We start from the raw sequence: 18,759 nt of genomic DNA, 5'->3' as shown, positions 1-18,759 counted from the left end.
TTAATACAGGTTTGATGGTCGATGTTATTGATGATTTTTTTCAGTGTGCCAGCGACATCGATATTACGAATAACCGCTTGTGCTCTGTCACGAGTCAACAAAGAAACTTTAATATCAAAAGGAAAGCCTTTATCGCGTAACGATTTGGCTAAACAGATACGTGTGAAGTACACGTTATTAGGAGCTCTGCTAATGTGAAAGGCAGGTACATTGTCTGAGTCAATCCTCTCAGAAAGCCCCTCAAATGCCAGAAACAAAAAAAAGCCGTTGATAATCAACGGCTTTTCTCGTATTTAATATGGCGGAGAGATAGGGATTTGAACGCAAGGCTTCCTATTATATATAAAATGATGTGTTCAGCCGTGCCTGCTGTGGAGAACTTAGCTCAACCTGCTACGCTGGAAGCAATGGACGCTGTTAAAAAGTTCCAATTGAAATTTTATGTTGTTGACAGTATTCAATATTAGTTCACCTCAATTACATTGCAGTTGAAAGCTGTGAAAAAGCACAGTCTTTCTTCCTTAAAAAGAAACTTGTGATCTATTACTCATACCTAATTTGAGTTAATCACTATATTAAATATCCATTCAATCAAAAAAATTTAATGATATTGAAAAAGTGGTTACTCTCCCCCACTTTTGCCCTAACAAGTTCTCAGTAACATTATGCAAACCATAAATAGTAATCTTAAAATACTCTATCACTAACCCCACAAGATTAAAGAGAAAAAAACAAGTTATGAGTAACTTAGACATAAAAAAAAACAATATATTTAATGAAGTTCTTGCAGCCATTAGTTTTCTAACACGCTTTCCTTTTACAAATCACATGATGTTTCATGAAAAGACTGTGGCGGCTGCTAGTCGTTGGTTTTCATTGGTTGGTCTTTTTATAGGTTTTTTTGGCGCAGCTGTATACTTTGCACTTAGCTTAGTAGTTCCTCATTCCCTTGCGTGCGTTGTGACTTTGGTAATACTCATCCTTGCAACCGGTGCCTTTCATGAAGATGGCTTGGCCGATCTCGCTGATGGCTTTGGTGGAGGTTGGGATAAAAGCAGAAAGTTAGCAATAATGAAAGATAGCCAGATTGGCACCTATGGGGTACTTGCATTAATATCAACCTTTGCAATAAAACTGAGTAGCCTGCAGCTACTCAGTATGCAGCAAGTCATGCTCGCATTAATAACTGCACATGGTGCTAGCAGAGCTATCTCTGGCATGGTGCCATTCTTTCTTGAATATGCACGTATAGGGGAAAACAAAACACCACAAAAATCAAATACTATCAACTACAACACATTATTGATACTAACTGCATGTGGTTTCCCTGGATTGCTTTTACTGCCAAGCAGCTTAACTTTATTATTACTAGCAACTTGGTTGATAGCTTTTGTTTTATTACTCAAGTTAATGAAAAAACAAATAAATGGATATACAGGTGACACCCTTGGCGCAACGCAGCAAGTAATAGAGTTATTAACTTATATTTGCTTTGTTATTTGGACATATTAGTATATTAATACTTATTGAAACTAGTGATTGCAAATCAAAACCAGACAGGATTAGTGCACTTAACATGTTAAAGTAAAAAATATTAAGGTGATGGAAAACCCTTTAGTTTAAAAGTGATAAAACTTAATACTTTTATTTCAGCCAGTTGCTGATTAATTCATAGAGAGTCTTTATTTAAAAAATAAAAACACGTTCCTCAGCAGCTAACTTTCCTATCTAGTTTAAAAGTCTCACTGCTAACATTTGCATTCTAGCAATCACACTTAAGCGTAAACAACCTATAATGTATAAAATTACACATAGGTTCCGTGATGAAAATTTAGCCTCAAAAAAATGAGGTTAGATGCCTCTAACCTCATAATGCAGGGTTACCAAGTAAGAGTGATGAAGTTATTACTCAGTTTTACCATATACTTTGGGTGGAAGTATATATTAAAAAATATCAAAAAAGCCACAATATAAAAATATGACTTCAAATAACATTTATCTTGCAGAAAAAACGATATCAAAATAAGAATAAACCAAACAATTATGGTTACATTCAAATGTTGTGAATATTGTTTTAAACATCTCTATTACGATATGCGTAAAACAACTCTCACAACAAATAATAGCAATGCTTATTAATTTTTAATATGTTACTTTTAACAGTAATTTAAACATATTATAAAATTAATTTTCAACCTAAATCTTATTACAAGTAAAAATAGCTCATATTTAAAGCAAGAAAAACCGCCCCATAAAGTCTCACCACAAAAGTACTGTTAAAAGTCACACACTTTAGTCCATATAAATAAACCTGTGACCATTTTCACATTCCAACTACCAATAATTGATTATATTCCACCACATCATCGATGGGTAAAGTAACAGTTCACAACAATGAGTTGTGCGAACAAGCTTTATCACTATCAATACAATTAGGGTGTTAATTTTGGGAATGTGGTGAGACCCCACAGCTGTACCTGCAACTGTAAACAGAGCGAAATACTTTTTACCACTGACTTTATATCGGGAAGGTGTATTTCTAGATGCTGTGAGCCAGGAGACCGACCTAATTGTTCGATGTACTCAAGCGGGTTTCTTGAGACATAGAAAGATTGGATTTTTTCTATTCGCTACTAGTTACTCAATTATTAACAAGCAGCGCATCTCCCGCTATTTTAAACTCAGCATAACAAGGCAACAATAATGAGTTTTAAACTGCGTTTATCAGCTATCACATTAGCTATTTTTCAAACTTACAGTGTAAATGCTGCAGCACCTGCAGTCCCAGTGCATGAAACAATCGTGGTCACTGGAACACGTTTTGAGAGCACACCAGACTCACAACTTACGGTAATTAATACCATTGAACGTGAAGAAATTGATGTGCTTAATCCCAAATCAGTAGTTGATGTTCTAGAAGCATTACCAGGTTTAAGTGTGACTCGAAATGGTGGGGCTGGACAAACGGCTTCAGTGAGTATACGAGGCACCAGCTCAGGGCATTCATTGGTGCTTATTGATGGTTTAAGGGTTGGATCTGCCCCCCTAAACGCTGTCAATTTTGGCTCCCTTTCTCCACAAAATATTGAGCGGATAGAAGTCATAAAAGGCCCTAGAGCTTCTATTTGGGGCAGTGATGCTATTGGCGGTGTAATACAAATATTTACTCGCCAACTTAATGGTGGTGAATGGTTTGCCAGTACCGAGTTAGGTAGTAATAACTATCTACGAGGCACTGTAGGTGCGGGAGTGGCACATGGTGATGGTCAAAGTACTATCACAGTAAACAGTGAACGTTCAGATGGATATAATATCCATAATGGCGCTCCAGAAGAAGCTGATGATGATGGCTATGACCGCATAGGATTAACTGTAGCGGGTTTGCAAAATATCTCGGACCAATGGGATATTAACTGGAGTCTACAATATGACACTGGTAATAGCGAACACGATGATATTTACGCCAGTGGCGGCACTGACCAAGCTGATTTTGACAATTATTTGTGGAATGTTGGCACCCAATATCAGGGCGAGCAACTCACGAGTAAATTAAATATTGGTCAATCTCAAGATTCAAATGTCAATTTTCGCGGTGATAACCCGGATGTCGCGAGACAAAAATACGAAACAACTCGCGATCAAATAAATTGGACAAACCAATTTAAAGCATCTAATGAACTGACGGTTATCGGCGGAGTGGATTGGTATAACGAGTCCGTAAATGGGGATTATGCTATCAATGAACGAGAAGTTTGGGGAATTTATGCGCTGGCTCAATACCAATGGCATAACGTTCTATTTGAAGGGGCTGTTCGATATGATGACGTTGAAAATATCGACAATGAAACTTCTTATAATTTAAGTGCAGCCTATAACTTTTCTGATCAATGGCGCTTAACGGCAAGCACAGGCACAGGCTTTAAAGCACCTACTTTTAATGACTTATACTGGCCTGGAACAGGAAACCCAGATTTATCCTCCGAAACCTCTGAAAGCTATGAATTAACCCTTAATTATAGGGGCTCTGCTATTCAAGGTTATATCAGTTTATTCCAAAACGATATTAATAACCTCATTGCTTGGGCACCGATTGATGAAGATGGTTACATATGGAAACCTGCCAACATCAATGAAGCCAAGATAAAAGGCTTAGAGCTATCGTTAAATACCACGCTGTGGCAATTAGACCACCGGATTTCGTACACCTATTTAGATGCCAAAGACACTAAAAATGATGAAGAACTTGTTGGCCGTAGTGAGCACGAGTTTGATTATAGTGTGGGCTATCAATGGGAACACTTTGACCTACTCGTAAGCTATCACTATCAAGGCAAACGCTATTCAGGTTACGGCCAACACCTTGATGCTTACCATAGGGTCGATGTCAGCATGGGATATTGGTTTAACGACAAATGGCAACTACGTGTGAAAACCAACAACATACTTGATGATGACTATATGACCGTCAGCAACTACAACAATCCAGGGATGGAATATTTTGTGAGCTTGAGTTACCAAGCTTTCTAATTATGTCCTAACTAAGACTTAGGCGTCAGCGCTATTGACGCCTAAGTGGAATACTAATGACAGTAAATAACCACACAATAGAACACCTATCAGTTAATAACTTAAGTTGGAGTTGCGCTGATAAAAATGTATTGCAACAACTGAACTTCAAGGTAAATAAAGGAGAGACTATTGGTATTTTAGGCCCTAATGGTGTTGGTAAATCCACATTACTGCGCTGTATTTATAAATACCTAAAGCCATCAACTGGCGAAATCTATCTTGACGGGGTCAATATTAATGACATCTCTCGTCGTCAATTTTCAGCAAAAGTTGCTGTCGTGCTGCAACACCCTCCATCAGGGTTTTCTGTCACCTGCCGCCAATTACTGGCAACGGGCTTAGTTAGCCAGCATAAATGGTGGCAAGCTATTGACTATAAAAAAGAGCAACGGATCATTGATGAAGTGCTTGAGCAAGTTAACTTGTCAGATAAAGGCGAGCATATTTTCGAGCACTTATCTGGTGGAGAAAAACAACGCTTACTGATTGGCAGAGCCCTATTACAAAAGCCAGAAATTTTATTGCTTGATGAGCCTACCAATCACCTTGATATCCGTTACCAACTCGAAGTACTCACATTAATTAAATCGTTAAATATTACTGTTATCGCCACAATTCATGACCTTAATTTAGCCAGCGCCTTTTGCGATCAAATGCTATTTCTCAAAGAAGGTCGTTTAGTCAAAAATGGCCCGCCTTCAGCAGTGATGTCTGAAGATAATATTCGCCATATCTATGGCGTAAATGCCCATATTGATCGTCATCCAACTAATGAGAACCCTCGGATCACATACCATTATTCTGAGGCTTTATATGCGGCTGTTTAATGCAAAAAAATTGCTATTTATTCTTACTCCGTTAGTGCTCATTAGTCCAGTATTTGCCATTGTTATTGGTACCGCAAATATTGAGTTTAATGATGTTATAGGCGCGATTCTTCGGGCCGCTGACATATCAGAGGCTGCAACAGGTTCTTTAGCTATTTCTGACCGTATTATTATTGAGTTACGTATGCCAAGGGCAATTATGGCGATGCTCTGCGGCGCAGGACTAGCCATATCAGGCTCGGTATTACAATGTGTCACTCGTAATCCACTTGCCGACCCATACCTGTTTGGTATTAGTTCAGGGGCAGCATTAGGCGCTATTTTGGCGTTAACTGGCGGAATAATGTTTCTACCATTGCCTGTTTGCGCCTTTTTAGGTTCATTAATTGCAGTAGCAGTCGTCATGGTCATGTCCCGTGATGGGCAAGTTGAAACCCTTGTATTGTCTGGGGTTGCAATCTCATTTTTGCTCTCATCTATCGCCAACCTCATTCTTTATTTTAGCGATCAACAAGCCATACAAGCTGTTTTGTTTTGGTCTTTAGGCAGCTTTGCTAATGCTACTTGGTCCACCTTATTGTACCCCAGCCTCATTGTAGTGCTTGGTAGCATTATTGTTTTCCAATTTCAGCGACCTTTGCATGCATTAATGGCAGGCAATGAAAGCGCCCACACCCAAGGGGTGGCAGTACTGCCATTACGGTTAGGCATGCTAATGCTAACCGCATTAATTACCTCATCTTTGGTGGCAACTTGTGGAGGAATAGGCTTTGTTGGCTTGATGGTGCCTCACATTTCAAGAATGTTAGTCGGTGCAGCTCACCCAGCTAGCCTCATTATTACCGCCATGATGGGCGCCATTTTAATGGTCTCTGTCGATATTCTTTCGCGGGTAATTTTACCTAGCCAAGAGCTCCCTGTTGGCGTTATGACCGCCATGATGGGGAGTGCTTTCTTTATTTTTCTTCTTATTAAACGCCAAAAAGGTCGTACTAGATGAAGCAGTTAATTATTGGTGGAGCCCGTTCTGGCAAAAGTAAAATGGCGCAAAACTATGCCTCCCAATGGCAAAGCAATACGCAAGGTGAAGTCATTGTTATTGTTACAGCGCAAAATAAGGATGGTGCGATGGCAAAGCGCATCGCTCATCATCAGGCTAACCGTCCGCCCCATTGGCAAACGGTTGAATCCCATTTAGCACTAGCTAGCACCCTACAGCGCCACAGCCAAGCGGACAACCTCATAATGGTTGATTGCTTAACCCTATGGTTATCTAATGTTTTACTACACGATGCTGAGCAATCTACGAATCAATACCCTGTAATGAAGCGTCAACTCATCGATACCATAAAAGCGCTTTCTGGAGAAATAGTACTTATTGGTAATGAAGTTGGTCAAGGTGTTGTCCCTATGGGGGCATTGTGTCGAGAATTTGTCGACCAATCAGGTTGGTTACACCAATCAATCGCTGAGTGTGTCGATAAGGTCACAGTATCAATTGCAGGCCTACCTATGGTTATTAAGGAAAGGGCTTAATTATGTCTATTTTCGTTAAACCCATAAGCTTAATTGTCGCGGGATTTCTTGTCTGCTTGACTACTTCATATGCCCACAGCGCACAGCAAAGATTCGTTGTGCTATCACCCCATGCGGTAGAAATGATGTTCAGTATTGACGCAGGCGATAGAATTATTGGCACAGTGGAATATGCCGACTACCCTGCTGCTGCAAATGATATAAAACGTATTGGTCGCTACGACTTTGTTAATTACGAAGCCCTAATGATGCTTAATCCCGACGCCATCATAGTCAACAGTGAAAGCACGTCATCGGGAATGCTTAGCCGCATTAAAAGCCTCGGGTTTACTGTTATTGATACCAGTGTCACAGAGCTTGCTGATATACCGAAAAGGTTAATTGAATTAGGTCAACTAACCGGACAACAACAGCTTGCCCAGCAACAAGCTGCGCAATTCAGTCAGCAGCTAAACGAGATTCGTCAACAATATCAGCATCAAGATCCCATCAGCATTTTTTATCAGGTGTGGCCTCACCCTTTAACGACAACCTCCAGTTCATGGATGGATGAGATTTTTGCAGGATGCGGAGGGGTAAACATATTTGAAAATGCCCACTCAGATTACCCTCAGGTCAACATGGAACAAGTCGTTTCATTAATGCCTGAAATGATCTTTAAACCTATTTATCACGGCAACAGTAATCAAGAGTTAATCCGCTGGGAAACTTGGAGTGAGCTACCCGCAGTAAAGCATGGACAAGTGATCGCCTTAGAAGGTGATCTCATTCACCGTACAGGCCCCCGTGTACTTCAAGGAATGATAAACATTTGCCAGAAAATCGACTTAGCACGTCATCAAAGAGCGGCAACATTATGATTAGTTTTTATTTAGGTGGTGCTCGCAGTGGCAAGTCGTCCCTTGCAGAGTTAGAAGTCAGCCAAACTCGATTACCCGTGCTCTATATCGCTACCTCTCGCCCGAGTGCATCTATGCAAGAGCGGATCCGCTTACATAAACAACAGCGCCCTGACAGTTGGCAAACTCTCGAAGTGCCAGTAGATTTAGTCACTAGCTTAATTAAACACGACAAGCCAGAGCAAACCATCATAATTGATTGTTTAACCCTGTGGTTAACCAACCAACTGTTGGCACAACATTGCCTAAAACAAGCTATCGAGGAGCTTGCGAAAACACTGGCCAATATGCAATCGCATTGCGTTCTGGTTAGCACTGAATGTGGCCAAAGCTTGATTCCAGAAGATAAAATGAGCCAACTGTTCGTTAATGCCAGTGGCGAAATGCACCAAATCATCGCCGAAATCGCTGACAAGGTGACTTTCTGCCAAAGCAAAATTGCTAACACGTTAAAAATGCCAAAAGAACTCAGTTATGAATAACACTAAGTTCACTTTATTACGCCATGGTCAGCCGCAACTCAGCGACTGCTTACTGGGTCGCACCAATGCACCATTAACCGCCCTTGGCTGGCAACAACTACGTCAAAGTAGTATAGGTTTAGGCTTTGATAGAATTATTAGTTCACCATTAGAGCGCTGTAGCGCATTTGCCCAGCAACTCGCTCACGAAAGCGCCGTACCAATAACTATCTGTGCTGACTGGCAAGAAATGGACTTCGGTTTATGGGACGGTCTGCCGCTTAAACAGCTGTGGGCGGCTACTGATATTGACTACCCTAAATTTTGGCAAAACCCCTTTTTAAGCCAGCCTCCTCAAGGTGAATCAAGCATTCAATTAATGCAACGAGTAGTAAAGCAAATTCAGTTACTCAGTCGACAATATCAAGGCCAACACTTATTAATTGTGACTCATTCAGGGGTTATTCGCATCATTATGCATTGGCTATTATGTCATTCAAATTCGATAGACAAGTTCTCTGAAGCGTTTCTATCCTCTCATAGCCACAGCCATCAATATTGCAATGCCCACCTTAGCAATCTTATGGTTTCCTACGCAGCTCGACTACAAATCAATACCTTTATTGATGATGACAAGGTGCTATGGCCGCAATTGACAGGACTGCATAACTACCACGCTGACACTCAGCCAAAGGAAGCCTAAAATGAAAACTATCTGTTTTAACATTTTGAACTGCGCAGCAACTCAATTGCCGAGCTTACATCAACTTTCTGATGCTGGGGCAGGTTCCGATTTAATGCATTTCACCCCAACCAGAGACAGTGAAATTATCGCCAATGGGCAAGCCAACACGGTATTACCTCTGAAAAAGTTGCAGTCCAAAGAGGCTGATAAATATGATGGGCTGTTAAGTAATGGTGGTATTAGTCCGGCAGTATTATCTCGAGGGCTACTAAAGTTATTAGCCAGCAATGGTTATAACATTGAATTTCATAGCTATAACTTTAATGTCAGTCAGCCGCACACCATGCAAGAAGATTGGCTAGTACAATCACACCATGGTGGCAGAAATATTGATAGCACTGAGTTAATTGAAACGACATTAATTCCCTCGTTAGTGGATCAAGCCCAAAGAGGCTGCATCAGTATTTTGTCTGAGTGCGGAGTTGGCGGCACCACCTTTTCTACCCTGTGGTTACGCTTACTTACTGGTATGGATTTGTCTCCCGCGGGAAGCACTATCGCCCCTAAAAAATTAGCTATAAAGCAGCAACTACTCAATGAGCTTGAATGCCAATATCGTGTTGATGGCGAAAATTTTGATGAAACGCGCTTATTAGCTAACCCACGGTTTCACGATCCAATTCAACTGGCCGTCAGCCAACTAATTAAACAGTGGCCAACACAGCTACCAATGCCAACTTTTGCTGGTGGCATGATGTTCGTAGCGCCGCTATTGGCGGCAAGAAAAACCAACTCTCTAGCCATCCCAGTGCTAATCCACACCACTCGGTGGGTACTTAATGGCGATGGCAAACAAGTATTATCCCATCTTGGGGACAAAGATGTCATCACCACCCACACAACCAATTTTTCACGCTCTGATATGAGCTGCCTTCAGTGCTATGAGCAAGGGCTAGTAGTAGAGGGCTGCGGCTTAGGTGGCCTGCTGGTTTTAGCTGAGACATTAGGGATAAACGAACCTGCGATAATTAAGGCGCTTGAACTGGCCGTAAATGAATACCAGCGACCATTTCTTGAAAACGAATCGGTGGCCTAATGTGGGAAATAGGATTTGAGTCATAACTTGTGATAACAGGCTAGCAAACGCTATCAATATACCAGAATAAAGTATCAGGAATAATAATGAGCTATAACCCTAAAAAACAAGCACAACACAAAGAGCATGTTGACCAGGCCATCGAAAAAGCCCAAGAAGAGCGTGGTCAAGTATTAGTGATAACAGGTAATGGTAAAGGTAAAACCACTGGTGGATTTGGCACCTTATTTAGAGCCCTAGGCCACCAACAAAAAGTCGCGGCAGTGCAGTTTGTTAAAGGCGATCTTGAATGCGGTGAGCGTAACTTACTTGAACAACTCAATGTACCAGTTCATACCATGAATACAGGATTTAGCTGGAATAGTGAAGATAAAGAAGTTGATAAGCAAGCAGCACAAATTGCATGGCAAGCAGCAAAATCATTCATTACCGATCCTAGCTTAGATTTGGTGCTATTAGACGAACTCACTTACATGATCACTTGGGGCTTTATTGAACTGGACGACATCATTACCACACTGAAACAAAGACCAACTGAAATGTCAGTGGTTATCACTGGTCGAGCAGCCCATCGTGAGCTCAAAGAGTACGCTGATACGGTCAGTGAAGTAAGACCTGAAAAACATGCGTTCCATCAAGGCTTAAAAGCGCGTCAAGGGCTGGACTGGTAATTAAAAGGTACGCAAATTGCGGGCGACTTTAATAGCGATATTTCCCGAAGTGCTCAGCTTATTTATCAATTCAATTTTTGACGCTTAAAAACAAGCCCAAAATAATTTTTTAATGGAACAACTCCCATGAGCGGATTCAAATTAATGGTGCAAGGCACTACCAGCGACGCTGGTAAAAGCTTGATGGTTGCAGGGCTTTGTCGAGTTCTGGCACGTAAAGGAATTAAAGTCGCCCCTTTCAAACCACAAAATATGGCACTTAACAGCGCAGTCACGCCAGACGGCGGCGAAATAGGTCGCGCACAAGCTGTGCAGGCACAAGCGTGTAACCTTCCGTTAAGCGTACACATGAATCCAGTACTGCTAAAACCCAATACCGATACAGGTGCACAGGTGATCATTCGTGGTAAAGCAATTGAAGATATGAATGCCGTCAATTACCACAACTTTAAACCGCAGCTGCTAGAGATAGTGCTGGAAAGTTTTGAAACCCTGGGACAAGGTATGCAGGCTAGACTGGTTGAAGGCGCTGGCAGTCCTGCTGAAGTGAATCTGCGTGAGCAAGACATAGCCAATATGGGCTTTGCCGTTGCGGCCCAAACCCCTGTTGTTATTGTGGCAGATATTGATCGAGGCGGCGTCTTTGCTCATTTATATGGGACTTTTGATCTGCTTTCTGCTGAAGAGAAATTACTGGTTAAGGGTTTTATTATCAATCGCTTCAGAGGCGATATCACCTTATTAGAAAGTGGGCTTACTTGGTTGACGGAGAAAACTGGCGTGCCGGTAATCGGTGTTGTCCCATATTTACACGGACTCTACCTTGAAGCGGAAGATGCTATCAACCAACAGCAACTCGATGACGATAGCCATTTTAAAGTTGTCGTGCCGGGTTTGCCACGCATAAGTAATCATACGGATTTTGATGCCCTCAGGCTTCACCCGGGTGTCGACCTTTGCTTTGTTAAACCTGGCGATAAACTACCAAATGCCGACTTAATTATCTTGCCCGGTTCTAAGAGCGTGCGCGGTGATTTGAAAGCATTGCGAGATCGTGGTTGGGACAAGCAAATCGCCCGTCATTTACGATTTGGCGGCAAGTTAATTGGCATTTGCGGCGGCTATCAAATGCTCGGCCACAGCATTGATGACCCCCATGGTATCGAAGGTCAAGCTGGCAGCAGCGAAGGACTTGGATACCTTAACATCACTACCACCCTTGAGAAAACGAAAACCCTTAAACAGATCCATGGCGAACTCCAGCTTAATGGCAACACTCATCCAGTGAAAGGCTATGAGATCCATGCAGGAGTCAGTAATGTACAGGAGACTCAACCCTTCACATTAGGCACTGAGGATAATCGCTATCCTGATGGTGCAGTCTGTCCACAAAATCAAGTATTAGGCACTTATCTTCATGGCGTATTCGATGAGCCACAAGCCTGTAATGCGCTACTGAACTGGGCAGGCTACCAACAGCAAAAAGCCCAAGATATGTCAGCATTGCGTGAGGAAAACCTCAATCGACTCGCCGATAGCCTTGAAGAGTCGCTCGATCTCGATTCACTATTTAACGGTATTGAGGGGTGGAGCTAATGAATAAGATGCAAGCTCATTGCCCTGCTTTGTTTGTTACAGCTCCAAGTAGTGATAGTGGTAAAACTACATTGGTTGCTGCTATGGCCAGATATTGGAGTAATCAAGGAAACAAAGTCAGAGTGTTTAAAACTGGGCCTGACTTTATCGACCCTATTTTTCATGAATTCGCCAGTGGTCATCCTGCTCACCACCTCGATCTTGGCATATCGCCTTTTCCTCGGGAAATTGAGGACGTCATAAACGTTATCGTCACGCAACGCTATGACATCTTCACGGACAACTTGAATAACCTCCCCTCTGAATATAACGGAGGTTTCTGGCTATTTGGCAGATCAATATGTGACAAACCTACATCACCTCATCTTATGTAGAACATGAGTTTTCGACACATAACAGCAAGGAGCAATAATGAAGCAACTGACGAACCTCACAGTGACCCCAAACCCAGGTCACCTGCTAGATAACTGGCAACAAGCTGAAGATTGGTTAAGCCAAATGAACCTTGATGGTTTCGAAATATATCCGCATGGCACTGTCTCTGCGGATGCTATTCCAGCTCATTTAAGTGGCGGCTTTCATCTGCAATCTTTTCCCATTCTGACTCCGTTACTTTATAACGACAGCAAACGGTTAATGGACATCTTTGGTGATTGGGACACTGTCGCACAATTCTATGGTGGTACTGATGCCGACTACCTCATCAACACCCTCACTCAACAACTGGACTTGGCGCACGCATTAGGCGCACCCTATGCGGTATTTCACCCTATGGATTGTGATATCGACAACCTCATCTCACAACACTTTCCTTGGACTTATGAAGATACAGTTAAAGCCTGCAGCCTGTTATTGAATCAAGTACTAGCCAAGAGTAAATTTAAGGGGAAATTATTATTCGAAAACATGTGGTGGCAGCAAAGCTTTCGCCTCGATAACCGCTGTGAGTATGATCTATTACGACACAGTGTTGATTATCAAAACTGCGGCATTTGCTTCGATACGGGCCATATGATGGCCACCCAAACACAGTTTAGCCATGAGCAGCAGGCTCTGGATTTTATTGAGCAACGCTTGCTGCAGCTGGATTTACACCATGAGATTTGTACCCTTCATTTAAACAGCAATATACTCCCAGCTCACAAGCCTCAGTGGCGAGCTCCACTGTCAGTAAAGAGTCCATTCTGGCAACAGTTTGATTTATCTTTACAACACATCAATAAACTAGACCCACACCAAGCCTTTAGTCAGTGTGACTTATCCAATCTTATTGAGCGTATAAAGCCTGATTTCCTTGTCCATGAAATTAACCAAAAAAGCCTACCACAGTGGCAAACTGATATTTCGACCCAGATGACATTATTAAACCGATGTTTACGTGTAGCATAACGAGTATTGGTTCTATGAAAACATAATAAAGTCAGTATCTAAGCTGTTTACATATAAGTAGCTAAAATATCTTTATAAGAGTGTGACGGTAAGGGCTTTACGGTGTTACAGCTAGTCACAAACCAAGGTTTCCCCGAAATATAATAGATTACGACGACAGTCACAGAGGCGTACTTAAAGCGCTGTTAGTTTACTGTTAGCCGCTATAAAAAGTTGCTATTACCCTCAAAAACAGACTGGTAATAGCAACTAAGACTATTTAGCTAGTATTTTAAAACCAACTAAAAATGATACCTAAAGGTCGCCATCACGAGATGAGCGGTGTAATCATGATTCAATTCCCCTAAGGTTTTAATACCAGTAGGGCCAGTTCCTGGATAGTAATTAACAGGTAATTGCGTATCGTCACTGTCTTTGTAACGTTCAATTTCATAACGTAAGCCGACCGTCATGGCTTTAGACAATGCATAATCTACAAAAACCGAAGCATAATGACTGGTTGATTCAAAATCGCCAAATACATCATTATTGTCAATATCGCTGTCGCTGAAAGACAGTGCATAGCTATAATTACCACCGATACTTATGCCATAGTCAGCTAAACCTGTGTAATCAAATCCAACACCAATAAAGCCAAACTGCTCGTTGGTATTAGCTTGCCAATAATTAGAATAATCATTACGTGCACCAGCCTGATTATTATCAATCCATTGATAACCGCCATCACCATTTAGGTTCAAGGTTTCAGTCACTTGCCAGTTTACACTTAAGTCATAACCGTAGTTTTCTGATTCAATGAGGCCAATATCAGTATTAGTATAATCATCTAGCGAGTAATAGCCGTTGAAGCTAACTGAGACATTATCCAATGGGGTATGAGTGACAAATACCTCAGCTTTTGAGCTTTTCTTATCTGCAAGATAATACTTACGCATTAACTCACTCTCGTCACCTGATACTGCATCGTCATATAAGAACGATGAACCACCTTTGTCCGAGTAACTGCCTTTTAAGCGTAAATCCCACTTTTCAAAATTACTTGCACGCCATTGCGCCCAAAAAATATTGTCATCCGTTTTTTCTCGATCTTGATTTGAACGTTCAGTATCTGTACGGTCAAAACCTGCCTCAATACGCTGACCCGTTGCAAGATTATAACTAGCACTCACTTTGTAAGTCGTTCGAGTCGTGTCATAGATACGATTCTCAACCAATTCTCCGGTCATCGAATTGTAATTATACTGTTCGTACTCGTGGATGTCGGTGGTGTTGTCTCTATCAGAGTAATCCACAGAAGCATTCAAACGTAGCCCTTTAGCAATTAGGCTAGACACTTTAAAGTTAGCATCAAGAATATCAACTTCGACATTACCTTGATTCCCACTGTTTGGGATACCTGTTAAGGTAATAAAGTTACTGTCTTGCTTCATATTTCCGCTAACAAGGCGGCCACTGAGATAGGTTTTATCAAAACGGTAATTACCTAACGCACTCACAAAATGTGCTTGGTTATCTGCCGCCTGTGACACACTAGGATAAGCATCATTGTCAATTGACAAAGCATGGTTATTATTATCAAACCAACTACCTTTGTAGTTAACTTCAGAGAACCAATTATTGCCATTAAAGTTCACTCCCGCAGATAAATTTTGCGTGCGCATATCTACAGGTGCAGCTAAGTTAGTCGCAATGATGCCACCATTACTCATACTGCTAAGCAGCTTACCCGTTTTATCTTCCGTCGCGTATTTAACATAGGTCGCGTAGCGGTCGCGAGTATAGTTTGCTTCTAATTGATACTTTTTGCGCTGTAAAGATAATGACTGAGTCACGAGGTCATCATTTTCTACAAAATGGCCATTATTACTAGTCCAAACGCTTTGTGCATTATCTGCTGTGTATTGATTTTTTTCATCAAAACTTGCCTTGATACCCCAACTACCGAGGCGGCCAGTTTTGATGCTACCGTTACCTTGCTGACTACCTAAATTATCAGCCTTGATTTCGGTACGATAACCTCGACTATTAATCACCAGATCAGAGTTCACTCCAGCGGCTAAACCGTCTGTGTATTTCAGTTTATTCGCGGCGTAGTCATCGTCACTATCTAATGCCCCTAAATCAACTCCAACCTGACCAATAACACTGCTGTTAGAAACGCAGTTCTTACATTTCCAGCTATCAGCACGATTGTTAACATCATTTGCCGCTGTTACACCAAAATCAAATGCCATCGCTCCAGTACTAACACTGGCAAGCGCTATGGCAACTAAATTTAATCTAAATTTCATAAGATAATCCCCTTAAAACTGTAGCGCCTTGCCAGACGTATGATTTGAACCATGTATTTGGCTATGACAATTTAAACATCCCTGGCCTGCTGTTTGGACGCTTTGATTATCACCAGGCATAGTGGAAGCATGGATATCTCCTGCATGACATTGCTTACACAACATAGGCACACGTGATTTAAGAAGATCATTGTTAACGCTGCCATGAGCGTTGTGACAGTTGGCACAGTTCTCCATTACCGGAGCGTGCTCCCAAAGGAAAGGACCACGTTTTTCGGCATGGCACTCAAAACAGGTTTGATTAACATTAAAGGCTTTAAGATCACTCTCGCCCATTGACCCATGCGGGTTATGACAATCAGTACAGACCATTGAGCCATTATTAATTGGATGATGGCTACGTTTATGGGTATCTGCATTTACTTTGATATGACAGTTCGCACACACTTCAGCTTGTGTGTTTTTTACCATAATAGGATCTTTGGCAGCATGCACCTGATGACAGCTGACACAAGCAACGTCTTGATCTGCATGAGCAGAGGTATGCCATGCACTTCGAGCATTGTCATTATGACAAGCAGTACACACAGAGTTTTGCATATCAGCAGTCAAAACTGAGTCTGTACCAAAATCTATCATTGGTTCATTTTTGCCCCTATGCTTACCTTGAGGTCCATGACATGCCTCACATTGCAAACCCGCCATTGGGCTATTGCTTGACATCGCTTGACCGTGAACGCCATCAAAGATGGCCATGACTTTTTCAGAGCGCTTATGGCACATCAAGCAACCATCAGCCCCCTTTTTCGAATAAGCCCCACTTTCAAATTTATCCATCAAAATATCGATTGGCTCAGCATTAATGCTACTGGCAATAAAGCCAGATAGCATAATTAGCAATGCACTCATACGTTTCAATTTTTTCATATCATCTGCCATAATTTATATTAGATTTTTAGTTTTGCTACTCAATATGTTCAATTTACATATCGATTAGAAACAGAGACTAACCACAAAAAATAGAAATTTCTCTGGGGTTTTTAACAGTAAACTTAAAACTGTTAGCTATAACCGAAGATATTTTGGCAGGCTGATAACAAGGTGGGCATAAGAGGGCTTCCCCTCTGGATCACATACTGCAGATAAAAGTGAAACTAAGGTAAAAAACAGTTTAATTGATGTGAAATTACCTTAGCGTGTATAGATAATCTACTGGCAAATAGGTGTATTGAACCTCCCAATGGATTGCAGCGCTAAGATGGAGGTAATTACATTTCCTTTATAGGTAGCTACTATTATTAGTAGCTACCTCGTTATCATTGAATCAATCCCAGCGGAAACTGCGACTAGCTAGCGCTAAACATATCAAAATCGTTGCCACAAGATATAGCAGATGATTGCCAATATCGAATAATCCAGCGCCGTCGATAATAACCGCCCTATTAGCATCATTCATGTGAGTTAACGGTAAGCAATCAGCCAAAAAACGAACCCAGGGTTTACTGCCTTCTAAAGAAAACCAAATCCCCGATAAAAACATCATTGGCCATGAGAGAATATTAAGCAGTCCATTACACAACTCGTCTGAGCGGGTACGACTTGCCACCAGCAAACCGATACTGATCATGGCTGCGCTACCGAGTAATGTATTGAGCACCAAAAGCAGTACATTACCTTGAGAGCGAATATCGAACATCAGCGCGATAACCAAAAAGACTAAGATAGCAGAAACCACTGTCGCTCCAAGTCTTGAAATGAGTTGGGATGCCAAAAACTGCCACGCCGCTAACGGGGTTACTTGCAACCGCTTTAACACCCCGGTTCTGCGATACCGCACCACCACATAACCCACGCCATAAAGCGCAGAAAACATCATGTTCATTCCGATAATACCTGGCAGTAGCCACTCAACATGACGCACGGCATTGCCAACAATTGTTTGCTTTTCTAACTCAGGGGATTTGCTAAAAATAACCTGCTCTAATATATAACCTTTAGCACTGTCTGGGTTGACCCAATAACTATCGCCACTGATCAAACCATCAATTAAATGTCGAGAGACTTTATGCTTTGCTTGCTCTAAGTCATTGTAATAAATAACATCCACATGTTTTAACTCCGACAATGCCTCAAGTTGCGGACTATCACCATAGGCACCAAGCTGATAAAGCGTCGGGTTATCATCATCGAACACCAGTACGAGAACCAGAATAATGATAATTGGAAATAGTAGTGACCAGCCTAGCGCAGACTTGTCACGCACAAACTCAAGGTTTCGGGCGTTGATCAGTGCAAATAATGCATTCATATACGAAGCTCATTACCAGTTAACTTTAGAAAAAGGTCTTCAAGGTGCGGCTTACGCACAGACATGCCGTTAGTAGAGTGACCTGAAGCGAGTGCTGGCAGTAGATCATTAAAGCTATGACACTCTACCCTTGTTTGACCAGAACAATGACTAACTCTTACTGGTAAACCGTCAAAATCCTGAGCGCAATAAACGCCATCGAGTTCAACAATTTGCGGAAAAAAATTATCTTTAAGTAGCGCTTCAGGTGAACCTTCTGCGATAAACTGTCCTTTATCCATGATGGCAATTTGATCGCAAAGCTGCTCTGCTTCATCCATATAATGTGTAGTGAGAATAACTGTTTTCCCTTGTTTTATTATCTCCCTAACCAACTGCCAAAAATGTAACCTAGCCTGGGGGTCTAGCCCGGTGGTGGGCTCATCTAAAAA

General features: G+C 41.6%; 16 protein-coding genes, 1 pseudogene and 1 riboswitch. Of the genes and pseudogenes, 13 read left to right on the top strand and 4 right to left on the bottom strand.

The annotated features are described in order from the left end of the window. The first annotated feature begins 738 nt into the window (after window positions 1-738). The 13 genes from cobS to AB4160_RS16415 all read left to right on the top strand — a co-directional run bounded on the left by cobS (window position 739) and on the right by AB4160_RS16415 (window position 13,729). Entirely contained in the window at window positions 739-1,512 is a 774-nt protein-coding gene (cobS, locus tag AB4160_RS16475; protein ID WP_102475834.1) for an adenosylcobinamide-GDP ribazoletransferase, read from the top strand. Window positions 1,513-2,418: 906 nt separating this feature from the next. Continuing rightward, window positions 2,419-2,585: riboswitch (cobalamin riboswitch) on the top strand. A 118-nt stretch (window positions 2,586-2,703) separates the two neighbouring features. Beyond that, window positions 2,704-4,527 (top strand): TonB-dependent receptor domain-containing protein, encoded by a 1,824-nt coding sequence (locus AB4160_RS16470; RefSeq protein ID WP_372005563.1) that lies wholly within the window; start codon window positions 2,704-2,706, stop codon window positions 4,525-4,527. Between the two features lie 56 nt (window positions 4,528-4,583). Then, on the top strand, window positions 4,584-5,396 hold the full coding sequence (locus AB4160_RS16465; RefSeq protein WP_102475831.1) for an ABC transporter ATP-binding protein: 813 nt from the start codon (window positions 4,584-4,586) through the stop codon (window positions 5,394-5,396). After that, entirely contained in the window at window positions 5,383-6,396 is a 1,014-nt protein-coding gene (locus AB4160_RS16460) for a FecCD family ABC transporter permease (RefSeq protein WP_372005561.1), read from the top strand. The genes AB4160_RS16465 and AB4160_RS16460 overlap by 14 nt, the downstream gene beginning before the upstream one ends. Next, window positions 6,393-6,932 carry a bifunctional adenosylcobinamide kinase/adenosylcobinamide-phosphate guanylyltransferase gene (cobU, locus tag AB4160_RS16455; RefSeq protein WP_102475829.1) on the top strand — a complete coding sequence of 180 codons (540 nt, stop codon included), beginning with the start codon at window positions 6,393-6,395 and terminating at the stop codon, window positions 6,930-6,932. Before AB4160_RS16460 ends, cobU (AB4160_RS16455) begins: the two co-directional genes overlap by 4 nt. A 2-nt stretch (window positions 6,933-6,934) precedes the next feature. Then, window positions 6,935-7,792, top strand: coding sequence for a helical backbone metal receptor (locus AB4160_RS16450; protein ID WP_102475828.1), 858 nt, complete (start codon window positions 6,935-6,937; stop codon window positions 7,790-7,792). Then, entirely contained in the window at window positions 7,789-8,313 is a 525-nt protein-coding gene (gene cobU, locus AB4160_RS16445; RefSeq protein ID WP_102475827.1) for a bifunctional adenosylcobinamide kinase/adenosylcobinamide-phosphate guanylyltransferase, read from the top strand. Before AB4160_RS16450 ends, cobU (AB4160_RS16445) begins: the two co-directional genes overlap by 4 nt. Then, window positions 8,306-8,995, top strand: a complete 690-nt coding sequence (locus tag AB4160_RS16440; RefSeq protein ID WP_102475826.1) for a histidine phosphatase family protein — start codon at window positions 8,306-8,308, stop codon at window positions 8,993-8,995. The genes cobU (AB4160_RS16445) and AB4160_RS16440 overlap by 8 nt, the downstream gene beginning before the upstream one ends. A 1-nt stretch (window position 8,996) precedes the next feature. After that, window positions 8,997-10,073 (top strand): hypothetical protein, encoded by a 1,077-nt coding sequence (locus tag AB4160_RS16435; RefSeq protein WP_372005559.1) that lies wholly within the window; start codon window positions 8,997-8,999, stop codon window positions 10,071-10,073. A gap of 86 nt (window positions 10,074-10,159) precedes the next feature. Continuing rightward, entirely contained in the window at window positions 10,160-10,744 is a 585-nt protein-coding gene (gene cobO / locus AB4160_RS16430; protein ID WP_102475824.1) for a cob(I)yrinic acid a,c-diamide adenosyltransferase, read from the top strand. Between the two features lie 126 nt (window positions 10,745-10,870). Next, complete coding sequence (locus tag AB4160_RS16425; RefSeq protein WP_102475823.1) at window positions 10,871-12,340, top strand: cobyric acid synthase; 1,470 nt, start codon at window positions 10,871-10,873, stop codon at window positions 12,338-12,340. Beyond that, on the top strand, window positions 12,340-12,714 hold the full coding sequence (locus AB4160_RS16420; protein ID WP_241904959.1) for a hypothetical protein: 375 nt from the start codon (window positions 12,340-12,342) through the stop codon (window positions 12,712-12,714). The genes AB4160_RS16425 and AB4160_RS16420 overlap by 1 nt, the downstream gene beginning before the upstream one ends. Before the next feature lie 37 nt (window positions 12,715-12,751). Then, window positions 12,752-13,729: a TIM barrel protein gene (locus AB4160_RS16415; RefSeq protein WP_102475822.1), complete on the top strand. Its 978-nt coding sequence runs from the start codon at window positions 12,752-12,754 to the stop codon at window positions 13,727-13,729. Between the two features lie 281 nt (window positions 13,730-14,010). Here the strand turns inward: AB4160_RS16415 and AB4160_RS16410 are convergent, their stop codons facing one another. The 4 genes and pseudogenes from AB4160_RS16410 to AB4160_RS16395 form a co-directional block, all read right to left on the bottom strand. Further along, window positions 14,011-16,020: an MtrB/PioB family decaheme-associated outer membrane protein gene (locus AB4160_RS16410; protein WP_102475821.1), complete on the bottom strand. Its 2,010-nt coding sequence runs from the start codon at window positions 16,018-16,020 to the stop codon at window positions 14,011-14,013. Between the two features lie 12 nt (window positions 16,021-16,032). After that, on the bottom strand, window positions 16,033-16,947 hold the full coding sequence (locus AB4160_RS16405; RefSeq protein WP_102475820.1) for a DmsE family decaheme c-type cytochrome: 915 nt from the start codon (window positions 16,945-16,947) through the stop codon (window positions 16,033-16,035). A gap of 397 nt (window positions 16,948-17,344) precedes the next feature. Next, window positions 17,345-18,328 carry an ABC transporter permease gene (locus AB4160_RS16400; RefSeq protein WP_102475819.1) on the bottom strand — a complete coding sequence of 328 codons (984 nt, stop codon included), beginning with the start codon at window positions 18,326-18,328 and terminating at the stop codon, window positions 17,345-17,347. Next, a pseudogene (locus tag AB4160_RS16395) lies at window positions 18,325-18,759 on the bottom strand (ABC transporter ATP-binding protein); the annotation flags it as partial. The gene AB4160_RS16400 and the pseudogene AB4160_RS16395, both read right to left, overlap by 4 nt.

The sequence above is a fragment of the Shewanella sp. 10N.286.51.B8 genome, from assembly GCF_041469325.1.
GTDB lineage: Bacteria > Pseudomonadota > Gammaproteobacteria > Enterobacterales > Shewanellaceae > Shewanella.
Note: the sequence above shows the minus strand (reverse complement) of the source record. Positions and strands in the feature narration are given on the sequence as shown.

Bases quoted from the DNA above. Each gene is read 5' to 3' on its own strand.
- AB4160_RS16470 (WP_372005563.1), top strand. From the start codon at position 2,704: ATGAGTTTTAAACTGCGTTTATCAGCTATCACATTAGCTATTTTTCAA.
- cobO (WP_102475824.1), top strand. From the start codon at position 10,160: ATGAGCTATAACCCTAAAAAACAAGCACAACACAAAGAGCATGTTGAC.
- AB4160_RS16405 (WP_102475820.1), bottom strand. From the start codon at position 16,947: ATGAAAAAATTGAAACGTATGAGTGCATTGCTAATTATGCTATCTGGC.
- AB4160_RS16410 (WP_102475821.1), bottom strand. From the start codon at position 16,020: ATGAAATTTAGATTAAATTTAGTTGCCATAGCGCTTGCCAGTGTTAGT.
- AB4160_RS16415 (WP_102475822.1), top strand. From the start codon at position 12,752: ATGAAGCAACTGACGAACCTCACAGTGACCCCAAACCCAGGTCACCTG.
- AB4160_RS16400 (WP_102475819.1), bottom strand. From the start codon at position 18,328: ATGAATGCATTATTTGCACTGATCAACGCCCGAAACCTTGAGTTTGTG.
- AB4160_RS16435 (WP_372005559.1), top strand. From the start codon at position 8,997: ATGAAAACTATCTGTTTTAACATTTTGAACTGCGCAGCAACTCAATTG.
- cobS (WP_102475834.1), top strand. From the start codon at position 739: ATGAGTAACTTAGACATAAAAAAAAACAATATATTTAATGAAGTTCTT.
- AB4160_RS16420 (WP_241904959.1), top strand. From the start codon at position 12,340: ATGAATAAGATGCAAGCTCATTGCCCTGCTTTGTTTGTTACAGCTCCA.
- AB4160_RS16425 (WP_102475823.1), top strand. From the start codon at position 10,871: ATGAGCGGATTCAAATTAATGGTGCAAGGCACTACCAGCGACGCTGGT.
- AB4160_RS16450 (WP_102475828.1), top strand. From the start codon at position 6,935: ATGTCTATTTTCGTTAAACCCATAAGCTTAATTGTCGCGGGATTTCTT.
- AB4160_RS16440 (WP_102475826.1), top strand. From the start codon at position 8,306: ATGAATAACACTAAGTTCACTTTATTACGCCATGGTCAGCCGCAACTC.
- AB4160_RS16460 (WP_372005561.1), top strand. From the start codon at position 5,383: ATGCGGCTGTTTAATGCAAAAAAATTGCTATTTATTCTTACTCCGTTA.
- cobU (WP_102475829.1), top strand. From the start codon at position 6,393: ATGAAGCAGTTAATTATTGGTGGAGCCCGTTCTGGCAAAAGTAAAATG.
- AB4160_RS16465 (WP_102475831.1), top strand. From the start codon at position 4,584: ATGACAGTAAATAACCACACAATAGAACACCTATCAGTTAATAACTTA.
- cobU (WP_102475827.1), top strand. From the start codon at position 7,789: ATGATTAGTTTTTATTTAGGTGGTGCTCGCAGTGGCAAGTCGTCCCTT.